Here is a 17,889-nt window from a genome sequence, read left to right on the forward strand (position 1 = left end):
TTCTCCCCCGGGCGCGGGGGGGGGGCGGGGTCGTGCGGCCGGCGGCCGACCGCAACCGGGCGTACGGCGCCCTCGCCGAGGGCGCCGTAGGCTGCCCGGTCCCCTCGCCTGCTACGCCGCGGCCGTACTGCTGTCGCTCGCCGCGTACTTCGTGCTGCCGTTCCGCGCCAGCACCCTGGCCATGGTGGCCGGCCTGGGCCCCCTGACCCTGCTGCGGCCGCTCGTCGTGGCCGGCGTCGGCACCCGTACCCGGGTACGGCAGGGGCGAAGATGAGTACGACGACTCACGCTCCAGCGGTACCCGCCATCGACGATGAAGATCGAAACCGTCGAGACCGGGGGACCCTCCATGCTCAGCCGCATTGCCGACGTCCTGGTGCCCGCCTTCGGGCGCCTGTCGGTGACCACCGATCCCGACGCCACGCTCGCGCCGGGCAGCATCATCGCCGCGAACCACACCTCGCTGGCGGACCCGGCCATCGTGCTCGCCGCTCTGCGGCGCCTCGGCGCCGAGCCGGTCGTCATGGCGGCCGCCGGCCTCTGGCGCGTCCCGCTCCTCGGCCGCGCCCTCGCCGACGGGGGCCACATCCCGGTGTTCCGCGGGGACCAGCGGGCCGCGGCCGCGCTCGACACCGCCGCGGAAGCCCTTGAACAGGGCCGGATGGTCCTCATCTACGCCGAAGGCGGCCTGCCGCGCCGCAAAGATGCCGCCGAGGCCGCACCCGGCACCTTCCGTAGCGGCCTCGCCCGCCTCGCGGAGCGCACCGGCGCTCCCGTCGTCCCCGTGGGCCAGGCCGGCGCCCGCCGCATCACGTCCGGAAGCGTCGCCAAACAGCTCGCGGGGCTGGCCACCGCACCGCTGCGCCGGCCGGACCTGCACGTGCACGTGGGTGCTCCGCTGCAGCTGACCGGCGACCACCAGTTGCGCACGACGTGGGCCCGTACCGCGGTGACCAGCGCGTGGCGAACAGCGGCCGCCCAGCTGGGCGAGCCCGCCGCGCTGGCTGTGTAGACCCCCTGACGGAACCCCCCCAATTGGACACGCTGTGTAGTGCGTTGAATGCGCTGTGTAGGATCTGGTGTGTTCGCACCACGGCTGGTGCAGTTCTCAGGCGCTCGTCCGCGCGCCGTACTGGCCTTTCATCCCCAAGGAGATGCATGCGCAAGTGGAGGTTGTCGGCCGCGGCCGCGTCGATGGCGGTTGTCGGGCTCCTCGCCGGGACGTCCCCCGTTGCTGCAGCGGGGGATCCGTCCGCCCCGGCCACCGTCCCCGCGGGGCGGGCTGACGACCCGGGGGGCTCCGTGGAAGCCGGGAAGGCCGGCTCGGATGCGGACGCGGCCGCCGTGATCCGGTGTGAGGGACAGGTGCAGCGTCCGCACAACTCCACTCACGTGCCCGGCACGGTGAACGTCGTCGTCACCGTCTCGTGCACGGCGCCGGTTCCGGAGATCACCACACGGGCGGCCCTTTACAAGAACGGACAGCTCGTCAAACAGTCCACGCTGCACACCCAGCCGAACACCCGTACGGCACAGAACAACGCGGCGGTCCCGTGCAGCCCCGGCAACTACCGTGGCTGGATGTACTTCAAGGTCGTCTTCCCGCCCGGCTACAACCCGCCCACTGCCTCCGCCAACGGCTTCGGCCAGGAAGTATCCCTCTCCTGCTGATCCGCTGCCCCCGGAAGGCAGCCCCACGCACGGGGGTGCCGCCGGGAAGGGAGTTCCCGGCGTGCACCCCACACCGATCCAGATCCTGGCGCGGAGAGCGGCAGACCTCGACGCGTCGACGGATCCGAACGCCCCCGCCGATGCGGGCCTGCGCCATTTCACCTGGGTCATGTCGTTGTGGACCGAGCCTGAAACGGCAGCCCGAACCGGCGGCAGAAACGTCATCGAACCCGCCGACGCCGACGAGGTGGCCGACAACTGCGTGCTGCTGCGCCATCTCGCACGCGAGGAACCGAGTCTCGTCCGAGGCCCCCTGGACCGCACGCGCCAGCACTGGATCGGCACCGGCCCCCACGAGCTGATGCCATCAAGGCAACCCACCCTGGCCCGTGAACGGTTCACCACTCCCCGGGGGATCGCGATCCCGCCCAGCACGAAGCCGTTCCACCTGGGCCTTTACACCTCCACGGCGCAACGCAATGGGCCAGGTATGTGGCGGATGTACCTGGACCAGGGCTCGAACCTCCACCCACGGCCCTGGCACACCTGGGAACTCCAAGTAACAGACCCCGCAGTGCCGGTCCTTGAGATCTCCGGAGCCGGCGAATGGACAGCCTTCGTCGGACGATACGCACGCGTGCACGGCGGCGCCGTCTTCCCCGACTGGGACGAGGTCGCCCATGACTACGCCGGGGTGCACGTCACCCTCCGCGCGATCCTGGCGACCCAGGGGTTCAGGTTCGCCGTCGAGGACGGACTGACTGCCCCTCCCTACTGGGACGTCGAATCCGTCCTGTGGCTCCGCTGGTGCTTCTCCTCCGTCCGCCTGCTGGAAGTGACACCACCCGACGCCAACTGACGTGTCCCTACCGAGCGAGTGGAGCGGGAGGGGATCCGGTCATGACTCCGTGTGTGAGAGGTGCGCGGGTGGCACAGCCGCCGCCCCACGATGCTTGATGTTGACGGCCGAAGCCTTGGCCACTGCGGCGGGGTTCAAGAATCGCAGCGGACCGATCAGGCGGGATCCGAACAGATGCATGTGCCGCGCCACCGATTCATCGCGCGCTGCCGCCGAGAACATCAGCCGTTCCAGGGGATTGAACGGGCGGGCCTTGGCGAAGTCGGCGGCCAAGTACTGGTGACCGCGCAGTCGGTGCCGGTGGGTGCGTGCGTACAGCACGAGCGACCTGTCGAGGTCGCCCCGACCGGTTGCGGCCGAGGCGGCTGCCTCTGCCAGCCATTGTGCGGACTGCAGGGCCCACCCGCATCCCACTCCCCACAGGGGGTCGCCGGTCAGAGCGGCGTCGCCGATGAGCGCGACGCCGGGTGCGGTCGGCTTGCGGCTGTGAAGTGGGTAGTTGACAGTGCCGATGATCTTCGTGATGCGCTCGGCGGAGTCGATGGGCGGCGCCTCGGGCAGGGCGCGGACGAACTCGAAGAAGCTGCCCTCCAGGTCTTCCCGGAAGGCCGGCAGCCGTTTCTTGTCCGGGAGCACCGCGATGACCGTCACCCCGTCGTCGTTGGGAAACGCGTACGCCATGTCGGGCTCGAGGAACCATGTGTGACTGATCCCGCCGTGCAGCGGAAGGTTGCGGAAGTGCGCGAGGTAGCCGAAGCGTGCGTTCTCGTACAACCGGGCAGGCATCGCGGCGAACTTCGCTACGGCCGAGTCCTTGCCATCGGCGCCGACCACCAGGCGGGCCCGGATCGCGCGCTCGCCCTGTGGGGTCGACGCGCGCACCCCCAGGGTCCGTCCGGCCTCCCGGATCAGCCCGGTCACCTGGTGACCGAGGAGCAGATCGACGCCGGGGGTCTCCGCCGCACGGGACCTGATCAACGGGTCGAGGGTGCTGCGCCGAATGTTGTACCCGTACGGCAGCTCGGGGCCCGCCGGCGCGGCCCTCGGCTCGATCCATCCCCAACGGGTGTACCAGCGGGCGTGGTTGCGGACGGCTCCCGCCTTCTCGAGAGCGGGGACGAGGCCGAGTTCGTCCAGCACCGGGTAGGCGCTGGCTGTGAGGGAGTGGGTGCAAAGCACCTTGTACGCTTCGGGGTCCGAGCGGCGTTCCAGCAGTGCGACGCGGACACCGCGTCGAGCGAGCAAGATCGCCGCGGCGCTGCCGGCGAGGCCGGCTCCGCTGATGACGGCGTCGTATTCGTATCCCGCGCTCTCAGGCTTGGTCATGCGCTGATGGCTCCCTTCGGGGTGTGGTGCCGTTCGGGGGAGTGGTGCAGTGACACGATTGTCAGGCGCATGACCAAGTGTAGAGAGCTCACGGGGCGGCTGACGGGTGATCAGGCTGCGGTGTCGGTGTCGGTGTCGGTGTCGGCGTCGAGTGATCTTGCTCGGGCGGAGGGCCGTGCATGCGACGGTGCCGTCGTTCGCGAGCGCCTCGGTCAGCGCGGCTGGCGTAGCCCTTCGACGAGGAGCGCGACCAGTCGGCGTGCGTCGTAGCGGGGATCGCTGTCGGCTCCGATGCAGAGGTTTCCGATGCCGCGCATGAGGTGGTAGGCGTCGAGGTCGGAGCGGGTCTCGCCGGAGGCGGCTGCGGCGTCGAGGAGTTGGCTGCACACCGGCAGGAGGCGCTCGAGGAAGTAGGCGTGCAGTGTCTCGAAGCCGGCGCTGTTCCCCTGCATTGCGGCGGCCAGGCCGTGCTTGGTGACGAGGAAGTCGACGAAGAGGTCGGCCCACTGTCCCAGGGCGGCGTGAGGTGTCGGGCTGGTCCTCAGCAGGGCCGGCCCGGCTTCTGCGCAGGCTTCGACCTGGTGGCGGTAGACGGCGATGACGAGGTCCGCCCGGGTGGGGAAGTGGCGGTAGACCGTGCCCATCCCGACGCCGGCTTCGGCCGCGATGTCGCGTACCGGCGCCTCCACGCCCGAGGTGACGAAGACGGCGGCGGCCGCGTCCAGCAGGGTCTGCTGGTTGCGCCGGACGTCCTTGCGCTTGGATCCGGCTGCGCTTCCCGCGCTCTGGCCGCTGTCGTTCACCGCGACGTTCCTCCTTTGATGGTTGCCAAAGCGGAACCGTGTTCCGTATTGTTGGCGGAGCAAGGTTCCGTTTCATCATGATGGCAGACCGGGCCCGGCGACCCGGCCGTCCAGAACCATCACGCTCCACCAGGCCAGACTCAATTGGCCCGGCCTGCTGCGGCTTTGCCCTGACGCCGGGCCCATCGCACCGAGACTGCGAAGAATCCGAACGGAAGGCACTTCCATGTCCCTGTCCCCGTCCCTGTCCGACTCGAACACCGCGAACGCGCAGAGGGCGGCGGGTGTGCCCGCCATGGTGTTATCCGCGAAGCCGGTCGTTCTGTCCGCCCCGGGCCGCGGCGAGGACCTTCAGGTCCGCGTTTCCGGCCCCGCGACCGGCAGCGATCTGCCCGTGCTCGTCTTCTCGCACGGCTTCGGCTGGTCGATGAACGGCTACGCCCCGCTGGCGGACTTCTGGGCCGCCCACGGCTTCGTGGTCATCCAGCCCACCCACCTAGACTCCCGGACGCTCGGCATCCCCGCCGCCGACCCCCGCACCCCTCGGATCTGGCGCATCCGTATCGACGACCTCAAGCGCGTACTGGACGGACTCGACGCCCTGGAGGCCTCGGTGCCGGGCCTCGCCGGGAGGGTCGACCGCAGCCGCGTCGCCGTGGCCGGCCACTCGTGGGGAGCCCAGACGGCGAGTGCGCTGCTGGGCGCCCGCGTCCTCGACTCCGACGGCGTCCCCGGAGAGGACATGTCCGACCCCCGCGTCAAGGCGGGTGTGCTGCTCGCCCTGACCGGCCTGGGCGACGGCCTGACCCCCTTCGCCGCCGAGAACCTCCCCTTCATGAAGCCGTCCTTCGACACCATGACCACACCGGCCCTCATCGTCGCCGGGGACAACGACCAGTCCCACCTGTCCAGCCGCGGACCGGACTGGTTCACCGACCCCTACACCTACAGCCCGGGAAACAAGAGCCTGCTCACGCTGTTCGAGGCCGAGCACTCGCTCGGGGGGATCCCCGGATACGAGGTCGCCGAGACGACCGACGAGAGCCCCGCACGTGTCGCCGTGATCCAGCAGCTCACCACGGCTTTCCTACGCAGCGCCCTCCACTCCGAGGACACCGGCTGGGAGGTGGCGGCCACCGCGCTGGAGGAAGCCCCCAACCCGCTGGGCAAGCTGCAGCGCAAGTAACCGAACGATTGCGATCTTCTCCGGGGTGTCGGAGCTGCACCGACCGGATCGCCATCGCCGTCTCGCGTGCCGCCTGGCGCATATAGGACAGGATCCGGCCTCGTCGGTGTCTACGCTGCCGTGCATGACCTCTTCTTCGCAGAACCAGGCCCCACCGCTTTCCGGTGAGCGCGGGGAGCTCCTCCAGGCACTCGCGGAGCAGCGGGAGCTGTTCCTGATCACGCTCCGCGGGCTGACCGACGAGCAGGGCGCCCGGCGCACCACCGTCAGTGAGCTCACGCTCGGCGGGATCCTCAGGCACCTCGCGTCCGGCGAGCGGGTGTGGACGCAGATCCTGGTCAAGGGAGACGGCGAACTGCCGGACGGAATGCTGGACATGGAGCAGTACCGGATGGGCGCCGGCGACACGATCGAGGGGCTGCTACGGCAGTACGCGGCGGCCGCGGAGGCGACCGCCGACGCCGTCGCGGGCCTGCCGGACCTGGACCGGACGGTGCCGCTGCCCGTCACACCGTGGTCCCCGCCGGAGCCCGTCCACTGGTCCGCGCGCCGGATCCTGCTCCACCTGATCAAGGAGACGGCGCAGCACGCCGGTCACGCGGACATAATCCGCGAATCCCTGGACGGGGCCAGCTCCACCGCGCAGCGCTGAGGACTTCCGGCCCGCTCGGATCGGCGCGTAGACGGGCAGAAGGAAGGCCCCGTCGCTCACGCAGGAGCGCGGGTGCGACGCGGCCGCACCGATGGCCACGTAGCGCAGCACGGTACGCCGTCCGATGAGTCCGGCGGCCGCGCGTATGTTCTCCACGGTCTTCAAGTTTCCCCCGTTGTCGCCCAGTTGGATCGAGGCTACCGGCTGGAGGAGGTGACGGAACGGACGGCGCCTGGTGGGTTGGCGTAGCGCTGGCGACCGGGGGCGTTCATCGGGGTGGAAGACCGGGGCGCAGGGCGGCGGCCGCGTAGAGGGCGGCTCCGTCGGCCAGGGCCTCCTCGTCGAAGACGACCTGGTTGGAATGGCAGTCGGGGGCCTGCCCGGCCGGGATGTGAGGCGGGCGGGCGCCCAGGAACGCCATGACACCGGGCACACGCCGCAGGACGTAGGAGAAGTCCTCGGCGCCCATGAACGGCTCGGCCAGGTGATGCACCCGGTCTTCGCCCAGAAGAGCACGCGCGGTGTCGAGGAGTGCGCTGGTGCGGGCCGGGTCGTTGACGACGGGCGGATACCCCTCGGTCAGGGTGACCTCGGCTTCGGCCGCGTGCGCGGCCGCGACATGCCGGGCGACACGCTCGACGCCTTGGAGTACCAGTTGACGGGTGGCAGGGGTCAGGGTGCGGACGGTGCCGCGGAGTTCAGCGGTCTCGGGGATGACGTTGCCCGCCGTGCCGGCGTGGATCGCGGCGACGGTGACCACGGCAGGATCGAACACGCCCACGGTGCGCGTGACCATGGCCTGCAACGCCTGGACGATCTCGCACGCCACCGGTACGGGATCGAGGGCCAGGTGCGGGGAGGACGCGTGACCACCCCGGCCCCGCACGAGAATGTGCAGGGCGTCGGACGCGGCGAAGGTCGGGCCCGGCCGCAGATGGAGGCTGCCGGTCTCGAAGCGCGTACTGATGTGCAGCGCGAACGCGGCCGCCACGTCCTCGCCGTCCGCGGTCTCCAGGACGCCTTCGTCGATCATGTCCTGAGCGCCGCCGCCGGACTCCTCCGCGGGCTGGAACATGAACACCACCCGCCCGGCCAGCTGCTCACGGCGGGCCACGAGCAGGCGGGCCGCGCCGAGGAGCATCGCGGTGTGGGTGTCGTGCCCGCACGCGTGCATCACGCCCGGCACCCGGGAGGCGAAGTCCAGACCGGTCTCCTCGTCCAGGGGCAGCGCGTCCATGTCGGCGCGCAGCAGCACCGTCCGGCCGGGCCGGGTCCCTTCCAGGGTGGCGGTGACCGAACTCAAGCTGGCCCCGCGGCCGGGCTCCAGCCCCAGCTCGCCCAGCGCATCGAGGACGGTCTGCTGGGTGCGCGGCAGATCCCGGCCCAGCTCGGGGAACCTGTGGATGGCGCGGCGCACCGCCACGATGCCGGGCAGGAGGGTATGCGCGTCGGCGAGCAACCCCTCCATGACCGGCTGAGCCTCAGGCATGGCACCTCCTCGTCCCACCCCCTCAGGTCCACGACCGCGGCATGGCGGCCACCGCACCCTCATGGGGACTTCGCCCTCGCCCTGTCGGTCGAGGCGTGTGCAAGGCCACCGGGTGGGTGGCGCCGGGGCCGGGACGCTCAGTCGAAGATGACCGACCGTACCTTCAGTCGTTCCGACGCGCCGCCGGTGTACGGCCGCAGGTGGAAGAAAGCGCCTTCGCAGTTGGTGTCGGCGAACACCGTGGCCCAGGCGTCGGTGCGGTTACGCGGGGAGTGGCCGGGCTCCGGGTTCTCCTGGCCGACCCCGGGGAGCGCTACGCATTCACCGCTGGGCGGGTCGTTGAGAAAGCCCGACACCTCGTTTCCCTCGACGGTCACGTAGGAGTAGCGGAACTGGCCCGTGGCCGCGGAGGCCGAAGCGGGGACGGCGACCAGGAGCAGGCCGGCGCCGAGCACGGCGGTCACGGCGGAGCGAAGACGCATCACAGAGGTCCTTCTGCGGGTGGGAGCGATTGCCGAAGGCACCCCTGTCCCTCCGGCGGGCCCGTCATGCACGCACGACACGTACGGATGATGCCGAAACGACCCTGCACTGCTCCGAACGGTGTCACGTCGTCACCAGGGTGCGCGCCGAACGGCCTCCATCGGGGAGTCGATCCCGCTCGACCTGACCGGAAACGACTCGGTGCGTGCCTTCGCGACCGCGGTCGGTGAACGACTGGGTGGCGCCCCCGTCGACGCCTTGGTGCTCCACGCCGGCATGATCCTTCCCGACGTCACAGGCCGAACTGTCGACTGTGATCGCCTACGATCCGGGGCAGGTGTTCGGGACGGGCTCGGCCAAGAACCTTCCGTTCCCATGCGAACGGCCCGGTCGCTGCTGCGCACACCGGTGCTGGGGCGGCCCGGCCGCTGATGCTGTCGTTGAACCGGACGATCACCACAGTGCCATCGCCGATGCCGGTCGGGAAGCGCTGTCCGCGAGGATCGCACGGCGAGCGTCGATCGCGGCAGCGAGCAGGGTCTCGTCCAGCATCGTCTCGCCGTCCCGTGTGGAGTCGTTGACCGGTATGCGGGTACGCCGGTCGATCAGTGCCGTCAGCGACGGCAGCGCGGGCATCGCGTGCCGGCCCATCCGTGCGAGGCCTTCCATGTAGTACCCGGTGGGCGGGCGTCGTGGCGTCGCCGGCGGACACGGCGTCGTCGAGCCACTTCATCGGACGGGGCGGTGGCCGCCCTTCCGCGCGGAGAATTCTGTCATGCGGCCGATCATGCCAGGCGCAGCAACCGCTGGGCCACGACATTTGTCCTCTGAGGCACGGGCGCTCGCATGTTGTTGTCGGTGGAACGCTGGTACGTCCTCGGTTTCCTTCGGATCAATTCCTCGTTGGCTGTTGTGGGCATCGAGTGGTGCCGCGAAAGGAGAGACCCCTTGCGAATCACCGACATCCAGCGTTGCGAGATCCGGCCCGGACGTCTCGTGGAATGGACGCTCCACCCAACGACCGTCGAGGCCGCGATGGCATTGCCGGACGACGCCCGCCCACCGTCGTACCTACAGGAGTCCCACGTCCGAACGACGCGGTCGGTACGGCAGGACGGCTTGTTCGTACCGACCTGGCTCGGCACGGCATTCGACATCCGCGGACGGATCGACCTCGACGTCCTCCAAGAGGCACTGCGGGCCTGGGCACTTCGGCACGAGACGCTGCGCAGCGGATTCCGGTGGATCGGCGAGGAAATGCGGCGCTTCACGCTGGACGCCGATGCCGTCGTACTGCACCGCGAGGACATCGGCGACTTTCGCGAGACGGCGACCCTGAGCCGGTACCTGCAGGACCGCTTCGACGTCGCGGCGGACGCGCTCACCTGGCCGAACTTCATCTTCGCCGCGGTCGTCCGGGACGACTGCACAAGTGTCTGCATGGCCTTCGACCACAGCAACGTCGACTCGTACTCGATCCAGCGCATCCCCGGCGAGATCCACGATCTCTACGCCGCCGGCCTGGAAGGCCGGGCCGTGGAAGTGCCCCCGGCCGCCAGCTACGTCGACTTCTGCGCAGCCGAGCGTACGGACGCCGACCAGATCGACGACACCCACGCGATCGTCGCTCGCTGGCGGGAGTTCATCGCCCAGTGCGACGGGAAGCTTCCGAGCTTCCCCGTCGATCTCGGTCTCGACCCCGAAGGACCGATGCCCGCCCAGAAGCTCATGCACGAGATGCTCGTGGACGACGCGGACGCAGCAGCCTTCGAGGCGTACTGCCGCCCCTTCGGCGGAAGTCTGATCGGCATTCTCGCGGCCACCGGCCTCATCGTGCACGAGATCGGCGGGGAGGAGGTGTTCCGCACCGTCGTGCCGTTCCACACCAGGGCGAAATCCCAGTGGTCGGACTCGGTGGGCTGGTACGTCGGCGGCGCGCCGATCGAGATCCCCGTGGCGCAGGCTCCGGACTTCGACAGCGCACTCAAGATGGTCCGCGCCGCACTGCGGGAGAACCGGCCTCTGTCCCGTATGCCCATCGCCCGCGTGCTCGGTCTGCTGGGCACCGACTTCCGGCCCACGTCTCCGGACCTGTACTCGATCGTTTCGCTCGTCGACACGCGCGGCATCCCGGGGTCGGAGCGGTGGCAGGACATGAGGGCGCGCGGGCTGTTGCGGGTTTCGTACGGCGACCAGGTGTGCGTGTGGATCAACAGGCTCCACGAAGGCTTGCAGCTCGCCAGCCGCTACCCGGACAACGACGTCGCGTACAAGAACATGCGGACCTACGTAGAGCGGCTGCGGGAACTCATCGTTTCGGTGGCGGCCCGGAACGCGGGACAGCCTTTGGCCGGCAAGGTCTGAAGGTCTGAAGTTCTGAAGGTCTGAGGGACTGAAGGGGAAGACCTAGCCTGCGGCAGCCGGGCCGGCGGCCCGTTCCAGGGCTTCCAGGACGGTGCCGCTGAACAGCCTGGCCTTGTAGCCGGTCTGTGGCAGCGGCCGGCAGCGGGCGAGTACCGTCGCGGCCGCTGCGGCGAGGATCCCGGGAGTGGCCTCGCGGCCGATCAGGGCGGCCTCCACCTCCTTCAGCCGCAACGGGACCCGCGCCACCCCGCCCGCCGCGACGGCGGCGTGAGTGACGGTGGCACCGTCGAACGCGAGCCGGACCGCGGCCTCGACCAGGGGCCATTCGGCGTGGGCCCGGCTGGTGGCCCGGTGGCAGGCGGCGCGTTCGCCGGGCAGGGACGTCGGCAACCGCACCGCGGTGAGGATGCGGTCCGGTGGCAGCAGGTGGTCGGCGCGGTGGAGCCCCTCGCCGTCCCCGTACAAGTCGGCGACGCTGCGCGGGGATTCGCCGTGGACCTCGGCCTCGGCGTCATAGGTGAGCAGGGCCATCGCAAGGGTGGACGGGTGCGGGGCGACACAGGGGCCGTCGCCGCTGACCACGCCGAAGTGGTGGTCGCCCTCGCGTGCGGGGCAGCCGGTGCCGCCCTTCTGGAGGCAGCTGACGTGCGGATTGCGGTAGTACCAACAGCGGTTGCGCTGCAGCAGGTTGCCGCCCAGGGTGCCGGCGGCGCGGATCTGCGGAGTGGCCGCGGTCCCGGCCGCCAGCGCGAGGGCCGGCCAGCCGGCGCGGACCTGCGGATCGGCGGCCAGCGCGGCGAGGGTGGTCAAGGCGCCGATCCGCAGCCCGCCGCCGGGCAGCGGCGTGCAGCCGCGCAGCTCGCCGGCGCCGCCGAGGTCGGTGAACGGCCCCGGGGAGACGCCGCTGCGCTGCCGGGCGGTGGTGTCGGTACCGCCGGCGCGCAGCTCCCCGCCGCGGGCCAGGACGGCGGCCGAGAGGTCGGTGAGGGTGGGCTCGGTGCTCACGTACCCAGTCCTTCCAGGAGCCGGTCGGGGCGGATGGGCATGTCGTACGGGCGCCAGCCGGTCGCGTCGTGGACCGCGTTGGCCAGGCACGCCGCGGTGGGGAGGGTCGCGATCTCGCCGAGGCCGACACCTCCTCCGGGCACGTGCTCGAAGCCCTCCTGATGGAAGTGGACGGTGATCTCGGGGGTGTCGCCGATCCCGGGGATGCGGTAGTCCTCCAGGTTCTCGGTCAGTACCCGACCCGTGACCGGGTCGGTGCGCCGCTCCTCGTACAGGGCGTAGCCGATGCCCTGGACGACGGCGCCCTCGCACTGGCTGCGGGCCAGCCGGTCCTCGTGGACGCGGCCCGCGGAGATGCCGCTCCAGACGCGCAGCGGGCGGATCCGGCCGAGCCGCGTGTCCACCTCGACCTCGGCGACCTGCACCGATCCGGTGAAGCCGCGGCCGATGGCGATACCGCCCAGGGTGAAGGGGGACACGAAGCCCCGGCGGTCGCGGGGGCGCCGGCCGGTCACCCGTACGCCGTGCGCCGAGTCCAGCCGGGCGGCGACGTCACCGCCGCCGAGCGCGTCGCGCAGCCGGGCGGCGGCGTCCGCGGCGGCGGGAACGAGGGAAGGCGTGGTGCGGCTGCCGCCGGAGGTGGGGCCGTGGACGGCATCGCTGTGGCCGACCTCGGCGCGTACCCGGGCCTCCGGAACGCCGAGGCCCGCGGCGACGGCCCGGCGCAGCACGGTCCGCGAGCCCGTGCCCATGTCCTGCACGGCGCAGCGGGCGACGACGATCCCGTCCTCGACGGTGAGCTCGACCTCGGTGACGGGATCGAGGAAGTACAGCCAGTTGGCCGCCGCGACGCCGACGCCGCGGCGAAAACGTCCGGTGCCGCCGCGGGGGCCCGACCAGACGGGAAGCGTGGCGGCCCGGTCGTACAGGGCGTGCCGCTTGAGGTTGCCGTCCCAGCGGCGGCGCAGGGCGATCGGGTCCTGGCCGAGCCGGTGGGCCATCTCGTCGACGGCCTGCTCCAGGGCCCAGCACATCGTGGGTCCGCCCGGGCCGCGGAACGGGGCGCCCGGAGGCCGGTGGGTGACCGTGTCGAAGTCGCGGAGCCGGCGCGGGGCCTTGCCGTACATGAACCGGGCCAGTGCTGCCACGGAGCCGCCCACCGAGACCCCGCCGTCGCTGTCCGCGTCCATGGCCAGCGCACTCAGATCGCCGGCCGCGTCCGCGACCATCGCCAGCCTGATCCGGGTGCCGGGCCGGTATCCGCCGTCGGTGAGCTCCTCGTCCCTCTCCAGCACCACCCGCACCGGGGCGCCGTGCAGCCGGGCCAGCTCCACCGCGGCGACGACATCGGAGGTCAGCCCCATCTTGCAGCCGAAACCGCCGCCTACGTGGACGGCCCGTGCCACCACCCGTTCGACGGGCACACCGAAGCGCTCGGCGGCGAGCTCGGCCGTGTGCTTCACCGACTGCGTGGACACCTCCAGGTGGAGGGTGCCGTCGACCCACTGGGCCAGGCAGGCGTGCGGTTCGAGCGGGGTGTGGGTCTGCGCGGCGGTGGTGAACACACCCTCCACCACCCGCTCGGGGTTCCGGTCCCGGGCCTCGGTGATACGGCGCACGGCCGTGGCGGGGCGCTTGCTCATGGCGGACGGGCCCCGCAGGTTGCCGCGCCAGCGGGCGGGCACCAGCTGGGGGGTCTCGCCGGACCCCGGCGCCCGCTTGCGCGCCGCCTTGTCCTCGTAGACCAACGGGCCCTCGCCGGACCGGGCCTGACGTGCGTCCAGAGCCGCCGGCAGCACCTCGTAGTCCACCGTGACCCGCGCCGCGGCCGCCCGTGCGGAGGCCCGGTCCGGCGCGGCGACCGCGGCCACCGGCTGCCCGACGTACCGCACCACGCCGTCGGGAGGCAGCAGCGGCACCAGCGGGAGGTCCCCGGCCTCCAGGGAGCGTACGTGCGCGTGGGCGTGCGGCGAGCGGATGATCACACCCTCCAGCAGTCCCTCGGGGCGCAGGTCCGTGGTGTACCGGGCCGATCCGTCGACCTTCTCCGGGGCTTCGGCGCGCGGGACCGCCGGCGCCTCCCCGCCGGCAGCCGGCGCCGTGTCGTAGTCGCCCGCGCAGGCCGCGGCCACCGCGCTGAAGATCCGCTCGTACGCGCCGCAGCGACACAGGTGGCCCGCCAGCGCGTCCGCGATCTGCTCTCGCCCCGGACGGGTACGGCCGTGCTCGGCCCGCCACCGCTCGAAGAATGCCGCGGCTTCGACGACGAACCCCGGGGTGCAGTAGCCGCACTGGAGGGCGTCCTCGCCGGCGAACGCACGCGCCACCGGGTGGCCGGACAGGCCCTCCACCGTCGTCACCCGCCGGCCGGCCAGCGCGACCGCCGGCGTCAGGCAGGACACCCGGGGCTCACCGTCGACCTGGATGGTGCAGGCCCCGCAGACTCCGCCGGCGCAGACCAGCTTGGTGCCGGTCAAACCCAGCCGGTCGCGCACCACCTCCACGGCGGCCGGGTCATCGTCCACGTCCACCGCGCGCCGGGCGCCATTGACCTCGAACTCCAAGAGACCTACTCCTCAGCCGTGAGGGTGGCGACCGTCGGGCCTCGCGTTCGCCTTCACGCTCCTTGATATCCCGCTCCCGGGTTCGGCGCAGTTCGGCGCGCGCCCGGCTGTGTCGACGTGACCGGCATGGGCCAGGGCCCGCGCCCCGGACTGCTCGGCGGGGTGCGCCGCGTCCCCCTCCGTGCCGACGGACGGTCTACGGCCTCGTGCTGCCGCGGCTGAACCTGATCGCCGCCCCGGCGTGCACCGGCACGATCCGCTGATGCTGCGCGCCCACCTGCACAACGGTCCCGCGCATCGAGCAGGATCGGAGAAGCGCCGGCGCCCTGGCCCTCACTAGCGTGAAGGACATGGCAACCATCGACACCCTCACCATCACCCCCACCCTCGAAGTGGCCGACCCGCAGGCCGCCCACCGCTTCTACACCGAGGCCTTCGGCCTGGGCGCGCAGGTACGCCTGCGCGCCACGGAGGCGGCCACGGCCGGCTTCCGCGGGTTCATCCTTGCGCTCACGGTCTCCCAGCCCGCCGACGTCGATCGGCTCGCATCCGCGGCTTTGGCCGCAGGCGCCACCTCCCTCAAGCCCGCCGCGAAGTCGCTGTGGGGCTACGGCGCAGTGGTCCAGGCCCCCGACGGGACGATCTGGAAGATCGCCACCTCGGCGAAGAAGAACACCGGCCCCGCCACCGGGACCATCGACGAGATCGTCCTCCTGCTGGGCGTCGCGGACGTGGCCGTCAGCAAGCGCTTCTACACGGCCCAGGGCCTCAAGGTCGCGAAGAGCTTCGGCCGCATGTACGCAGAGTTCGACGCCGGGTCCGGCCCCGTCAAGCTCGCCCTGTACCGGCGCCGCGCCCTGGCGAAGGACGTCGGCGTCCCGCCCGAGGGCACGGGATCGCACCGCCTGCTCATCGGTGGCGGAGCCGGCCCCTGCACCGACCCGGACGGGTTCGCCTGGGACACCGTCTCCCCGGCCCTCGCCTCCTGACGTGCCGTCCCGGACCACGTCGTAAGCCGTTTGGTTTGGATCTAGACTTTGCAGCTCGCTGCCGTCACCGGCTCTGAGGGCTGAGGACGACCTGGATCACCGGAGGGAGGATGACGGTGAACATCGTCCCCTGGGTACACGTCGTTCCGGAGCAAGGCGCCACGTACTGATCGTCGAGGCTGCGGATGAGGCTCTGTCGGGCGATGCCGCCGGACGGCGGCTGCTCTTCAGGACCCTTCTACGGGCGGGGCAGCGATGGTCCTCCGCACAGCGACCCGAGGGCATCGGCCTCAGCAGGCTCGTAGTCATCATGTCCTGCGACGCGGCATCCGTTTCGGGTCTGCAGGCACAGGTGCGATTGTGCTGGGAAGAGACGCAGCCCGGTGATCGTTTCCGCTCACAGCTCCAGGTCGGCGCGGACGAGCCGGAACGCGGCCGCCGGGTCCGCGGCACGGGTGACCGTCCGGCCCACGACAACATGTGACGCACCAGCGGCAACGGCAGCACGCGGTGTGCCGGGCCGGACGTGCTCACCTGCGGACTCGCCTGGAAGCGCGACTCCCGGCGTCACGATCAGGGCGCTGGCTCCCAGCGCACCACGCAATGCCCCGGCTTCCTGCGGCGATGCGATCACGCCGTGGCAACCAGCGCCTTCCGCCAGCCGGGCCAGCCGCAACACCTGCTCCTCAGTCGAGGCTGAGCCGATGACGCCGATGTGAGCGAGATCGGACCTCGTCATGCTGGTGACGACGGCCAGAGCCAGCACGCGAAGGCGCGAAAAATCGCGGGCCGCGGCGACAGCCTCGTCCACTTCGCGCCCGTTTGGTGTTCGCGGGGCTGAAGAAATGACCTTCCGCCATGCGGCGGGAATGGATCCATTTTCGTGAAGGCGTCAAGAGTGTTCGACAGGGGGCTAGTTGACCGATGGAGGATGGTCACACAGGGACCAATGGAGGAAAATGGAGGGTATGGGCGATGACTTCTGCGAAGTGATGTTCCTGTCCGCATCCCAGTGTGATCACTGCCGAACAGCGCGATCGGATCTTCCCCGGAGGGTGTACATCACCAGAGGGGGGAGCGTCTATCACCGGACGCCCAACTGCGAAGGGATCAAAGACGGACAGCGGTACGCCCGTTGGAGGGGAGACGCGATCCACGATGTCCAGTCCGTGCCACGCAGCGATGTTCAGGCTCAGCGAGGAGCCTGCGAGATCTGCCGTCCCGATCTGATCTCTCGACGTTCCTGAGCGTGTCCCGCGCTGAAAGTGCCTGATTCGGCGACGATGGGGCTGCCTTCGCCACCAAAGGCTGCGCCTTGGCCGAGGCTGCCATCGGCGCACATGGTGTCGGTGATGGCGTCCTGGGCGTATCGCGCGTGGGCCATACGGTGCCGGGGAGGGCGCCGATGAGTTTTGCGGCGTCCGGCTGTCTACCTTTTCGTCAGCATGAGAAGCCCAGCAGTAGCCGCCCGGGAAGGGTGAGGAACATGAAGTACATGATCCAGATGAACGTACCTGCCGACCAGTGGGACGCCATCATGTCGTCGTACTCCAAGGACGAGATGGAGGCCATGTTCGCCCACATGGGCGCCCTCAACGAGGACCTCGTTTCCGCGGGAGAGTGGGTGGAGGGGCAGGGCCTCGGCGGCCCCTCACTGGTCAAGACGGTGCGGGCCGGAAGCGACGGACGGCCGCAGGTGACTGACGGGCCTGCCCAGGCGGGACACATCCTGGCCGGGTACTGGGTGGTCGACGTCAAGAGCGAGGACCGGGCCCTGGAGATTGCCGCACGGGCGTCGGCGTGCCCCGGCCCCGGCGGGAAGCCCGGCAATGACCCGGTCGAGGTGCACCCGATCCCCCAGGACCCGACGGAGGCCTGAGCCGACCGTCCATGGAAGCGCGCGGAGGCGGGCGAGCCCCGGCCCCCCGGCCCCCCGGCCCCCCGGCCCCCCGGCCCCCCGGCCTCGCGGCCTCGGGGCCGGGCTCGGTCGGTGTCGAGGCGGCGCGGAAGGCTTTCGCGGGATCGGGAGCCCTCGGCCTCAGCGTCCACCGCGTAGCTCCGGGTCCCGGGCGCCATGCCGGACGGGTTCGGGCGGCGCCCGGATAGGGGAGTCGCAAGCCGAGCCGCCACCGCGGATTTCGGTGTGGGCGAAGAAGGCTGCGTACCCGATCCCGGCCCACCTATGAACCGACGCCCGGACGGTCCGCTTTCCGGGCGCTCCACCTCCTTGCGGATGCGCAAGCGGCCGGCTCCGCGGCCGGCTGCCGCCCACCCGTCTGCTCCGGCGCCGGAGCAGACGGGTGCGCGTGAGGACGCCCGCCGGCATTACGGCCGGCCGCTGACCGAAGGCTCGCGCTGCCGTCCTGGCCCACCGAGCGGGGGACGATGGCGCCGGGGTGCCGCCGCTGCTGAAGGCATTGCGCCGGGCGACGAGGAAAGCTGCCTTCGACGCGCCCGTCGCCTTCGATTCGGGGGCTGAAAGTGGCCCGGACCACACC

Annotated in this window: 16 protein-coding genes and 1 pseudogene; 9 read left to right on the plus strand and 8 right to left on the minus strand. The window is 71.1% G+C overall.

Annotation, left to right across the window (positions count from 1 at the left end):
• The 4 genes and pseudogenes from AB0D94_RS36295 to AB0D94_RS36310 form a co-directional block, all read left to right on the plus strand.
• Positions 1 to 274: pseudogene (locus AB0D94_RS36295) on the plus strand (hypothetical protein); the annotation flags it as partial.
• A 75-nt stretch (positions 275 to 349) separates the two neighbouring features.
• Positions 350 to 1,012: a lysophospholipid acyltransferase family protein gene (locus tag AB0D94_RS36300; RefSeq protein WP_362061723.1), complete on the plus strand. Its 663-nt coding sequence runs from the start codon at positions 350 to 352 to the stop codon at positions 1,010 to 1,012.
• Positions 1,013 to 1,158: 146 nt separating this feature from the next.
• Positions 1,159 to 1,671, plus strand: a complete 513-nt coding sequence (locus AB0D94_RS36305; protein WP_362061681.1) for a hypothetical protein — start codon at positions 1,159 to 1,161, stop codon at positions 1,669 to 1,671.
• Between the two features lie 61 nt (positions 1,672 to 1,732).
• Positions 1,733 to 2,530 (plus strand): hypothetical protein, encoded by a 798-nt coding sequence (locus tag AB0D94_RS36310; protein ID WP_362061684.1) that lies wholly within the window; start codon positions 1,733 to 1,735, stop codon positions 2,528 to 2,530.
• Positions 2,531 to 2,569: 39 nt separating this feature from the next.
• Here AB0D94_RS36310 and AB0D94_RS36315 read toward each other — a convergent pair whose 3' ends face one another.
• A complete protein-coding gene (locus AB0D94_RS36315) occupies positions 2,570 to 3,856 on the minus strand; it encodes an NAD(P)/FAD-dependent oxidoreductase (protein WP_362061687.1) in 1,287 nt (428 codons plus the stop codon).
• Between the two features lie 212 nt (positions 3,857 to 4,068).
• Positions 4,069 to 4,659, minus strand: a complete 591-nt coding sequence (locus tag AB0D94_RS36320; RefSeq protein ID WP_362061690.1) for a TetR/AcrR family transcriptional regulator — start codon at positions 4,657 to 4,659, stop codon at positions 4,069 to 4,071.
• A 295-nt stretch (positions 4,660 to 4,954) separates the two neighbouring features.
• Here AB0D94_RS36320 and AB0D94_RS36325 point away from each other — a divergent pair, with 295 nt between their 5' ends.
• Together AB0D94_RS36325 and AB0D94_RS36330 are read left to right on the plus strand one after the other, a co-directional pair.
• Positions 4,955 to 5,845 carry an alpha/beta fold hydrolase gene (locus AB0D94_RS36325; RefSeq protein ID WP_362061726.1) on the plus strand — a complete coding sequence of 297 codons (891 nt, stop codon included), beginning with the start codon at positions 4,955 to 4,957 and terminating at the stop codon, positions 5,843 to 5,845.
• A 124-nt stretch (positions 5,846 to 5,969) separates the two neighbouring features.
• Entirely contained in the window at positions 5,970 to 6,497 is a 528-nt protein-coding gene (locus AB0D94_RS36330; RefSeq protein WP_362061693.1) for a DinB family protein, read from the plus strand.
• A 268-nt stretch (positions 6,498 to 6,765) separates the two neighbouring features.
• Here AB0D94_RS36330 and AB0D94_RS36335 read toward each other — a convergent pair whose 3' ends face one another.
• From AB0D94_RS36335 to AB0D94_RS36345, 3 genes are all read right to left on the minus strand, one after another.
• Positions 6,766 to 7,986 carry a M20 family metallopeptidase gene (locus AB0D94_RS36335; protein WP_362061696.1) on the minus strand — a complete coding sequence of 407 codons (1,221 nt, stop codon included), beginning with the start codon at positions 7,984 to 7,986 and terminating at the stop codon, positions 6,766 to 6,768.
• Between the two features lie 137 nt (positions 7,987 to 8,123).
• On the minus strand, positions 8,124 to 8,468 hold the full coding sequence (locus tag AB0D94_RS36340) for a hypothetical protein (protein WP_362061699.1): 345 nt from the start codon (positions 8,466 to 8,468) through the stop codon (positions 8,124 to 8,126).
• 454 nt (positions 8,469 to 8,922) lie between these two features.
• A complete protein-coding gene (locus AB0D94_RS36345; RefSeq protein WP_362061702.1) occupies positions 8,923 to 9,138 on the minus strand; it encodes a hypothetical protein in 216 nt (71 codons plus the stop codon).
• Positions 9,139 to 9,417: 279 nt separating this feature from the next.
• Between AB0D94_RS36345 and AB0D94_RS36350 the strand changes: the two genes are divergently transcribed.
• Positions 9,418 to 10,833 carry a condensation domain-containing protein gene (locus AB0D94_RS36350; protein WP_362061705.1) on the plus strand — a complete coding sequence of 472 codons (1,416 nt, stop codon included), beginning with the start codon at positions 9,418 to 9,420 and terminating at the stop codon, positions 10,831 to 10,833.
• A 42-nt stretch (positions 10,834 to 10,875) separates the two neighbouring features.
• Here the strand turns inward: AB0D94_RS36350 and AB0D94_RS36355 are convergent, their stop codons facing one another.
• A complete protein-coding gene (locus AB0D94_RS36355; protein WP_362061708.1) occupies positions 10,876 to 11,838 on the minus strand; it encodes an FAD binding domain-containing protein in 963 nt (320 codons plus the stop codon).
• Positions 11,835 to 14,402, minus strand: a complete 2,568-nt coding sequence (locus AB0D94_RS36360) for a molybdopterin cofactor-binding domain-containing protein (protein ID WP_362061711.1) — start codon at positions 14,400 to 14,402, stop codon at positions 11,835 to 11,837. The genes AB0D94_RS36355 and AB0D94_RS36360 overlap by 4 nt, the downstream gene beginning before the upstream one ends.
• Positions 14,403 to 14,752: 350 nt before the next feature.
• Between AB0D94_RS36360 and AB0D94_RS36365 the strand changes: the two genes are divergently transcribed.
• Positions 14,753 to 15,391: a glyoxalase gene (locus AB0D94_RS36365; protein ID WP_362061714.1), complete on the plus strand. Its 639-nt coding sequence runs from the start codon at positions 14,753 to 14,755 to the stop codon at positions 15,389 to 15,391.
• Between the two features lie 397 nt (positions 15,392 to 15,788).
• Here the strand turns inward: AB0D94_RS36365 and AB0D94_RS36370 are convergent, their stop codons facing one another.
• Positions 15,789 to 16,202, minus strand: a complete 414-nt coding sequence (locus AB0D94_RS36370) for an orotidine 5'-phosphate decarboxylase / HUMPS family protein (RefSeq protein WP_362061717.1) — start codon at positions 16,200 to 16,202, stop codon at positions 15,789 to 15,791.
• A 675-nt stretch (positions 16,203 to 16,877) separates the two neighbouring features.
• On the opposite strand from AB0D94_RS36370, the gene AB0D94_RS36375 reads away from it, so the two are divergent.
• Positions 16,878 to 17,270 (plus strand): YciI family protein, encoded by a 393-nt coding sequence (locus AB0D94_RS36375; protein WP_362061720.1) that lies wholly within the window; start codon positions 16,878 to 16,880, stop codon positions 17,268 to 17,270.
• Positions 17,271 to 17,889 lie beyond the last annotated feature (619 nt).

This window comes from Streptomyces sp. NPDC048255, assembly GCF_040652415.1.
Lineage (GTDB): Bacteria > Actinomycetota > Actinomycetes > Streptomycetales > Streptomycetaceae > Streptomyces.

Bases quoted from the DNA above. Each gene is read 5' to 3' on its own strand.
- AB0D94_RS36300 (WP_362061723.1), top strand. From the start codon at position 350: ATGCTCAGCCGCATTGCCGACGTCCTGGTGCCCGCCTTCGGGCGCCTG.
- AB0D94_RS36305 (WP_362061681.1), top strand. From the start codon at position 1,159: ATGCGCAAGTGGAGGTTGTCGGCCGCGGCCGCGTCGATGGCGGTTGTC.
- AB0D94_RS36315 (WP_362061687.1), bottom strand. From the start codon at position 3,856: ATGACCAAGCCTGAGAGCGCGGGATACGAATACGACGCCGTCATCAGC.
- AB0D94_RS36325 (WP_362061726.1), top strand. From the start codon at position 4,955: ATGGTGTTATCCGCGAAGCCGGTCGTTCTGTCCGCCCCGGGCCGCGGC.
- AB0D94_RS36330 (WP_362061693.1), top strand. From the start codon at position 5,970: ATGACCTCTTCTTCGCAGAACCAGGCCCCACCGCTTTCCGGTGAGCGC.
- AB0D94_RS36335 (WP_362061696.1), bottom strand. From the start codon at position 7,986: ATGCCTGAGGCTCAGCCGGTCATGGAGGGGTTGCTCGCCGACGCGCAT.
- AB0D94_RS36340 (WP_362061699.1), bottom strand. From the start codon at position 8,468: ATGCGTCTTCGCTCCGCCGTGACCGCCGTGCTCGGCGCCGGCCTGCTC.
- AB0D94_RS36345 (WP_362061702.1), bottom strand. From the start codon at position 9,138: ATGGAAGGCCTCGCACGGATGGGCCGGCACGCGATGCCCGCGCTGCCG.
- AB0D94_RS36365 (WP_362061714.1), top strand. From the start codon at position 14,753: ATGGCAACCATCGACACCCTCACCATCACCCCCACCCTCGAAGTGGCC.
- AB0D94_RS36375 (WP_362061720.1), top strand. From the start codon at position 16,878: ATGAAGTACATGATCCAGATGAACGTACCTGCCGACCAGTGGGACGCC.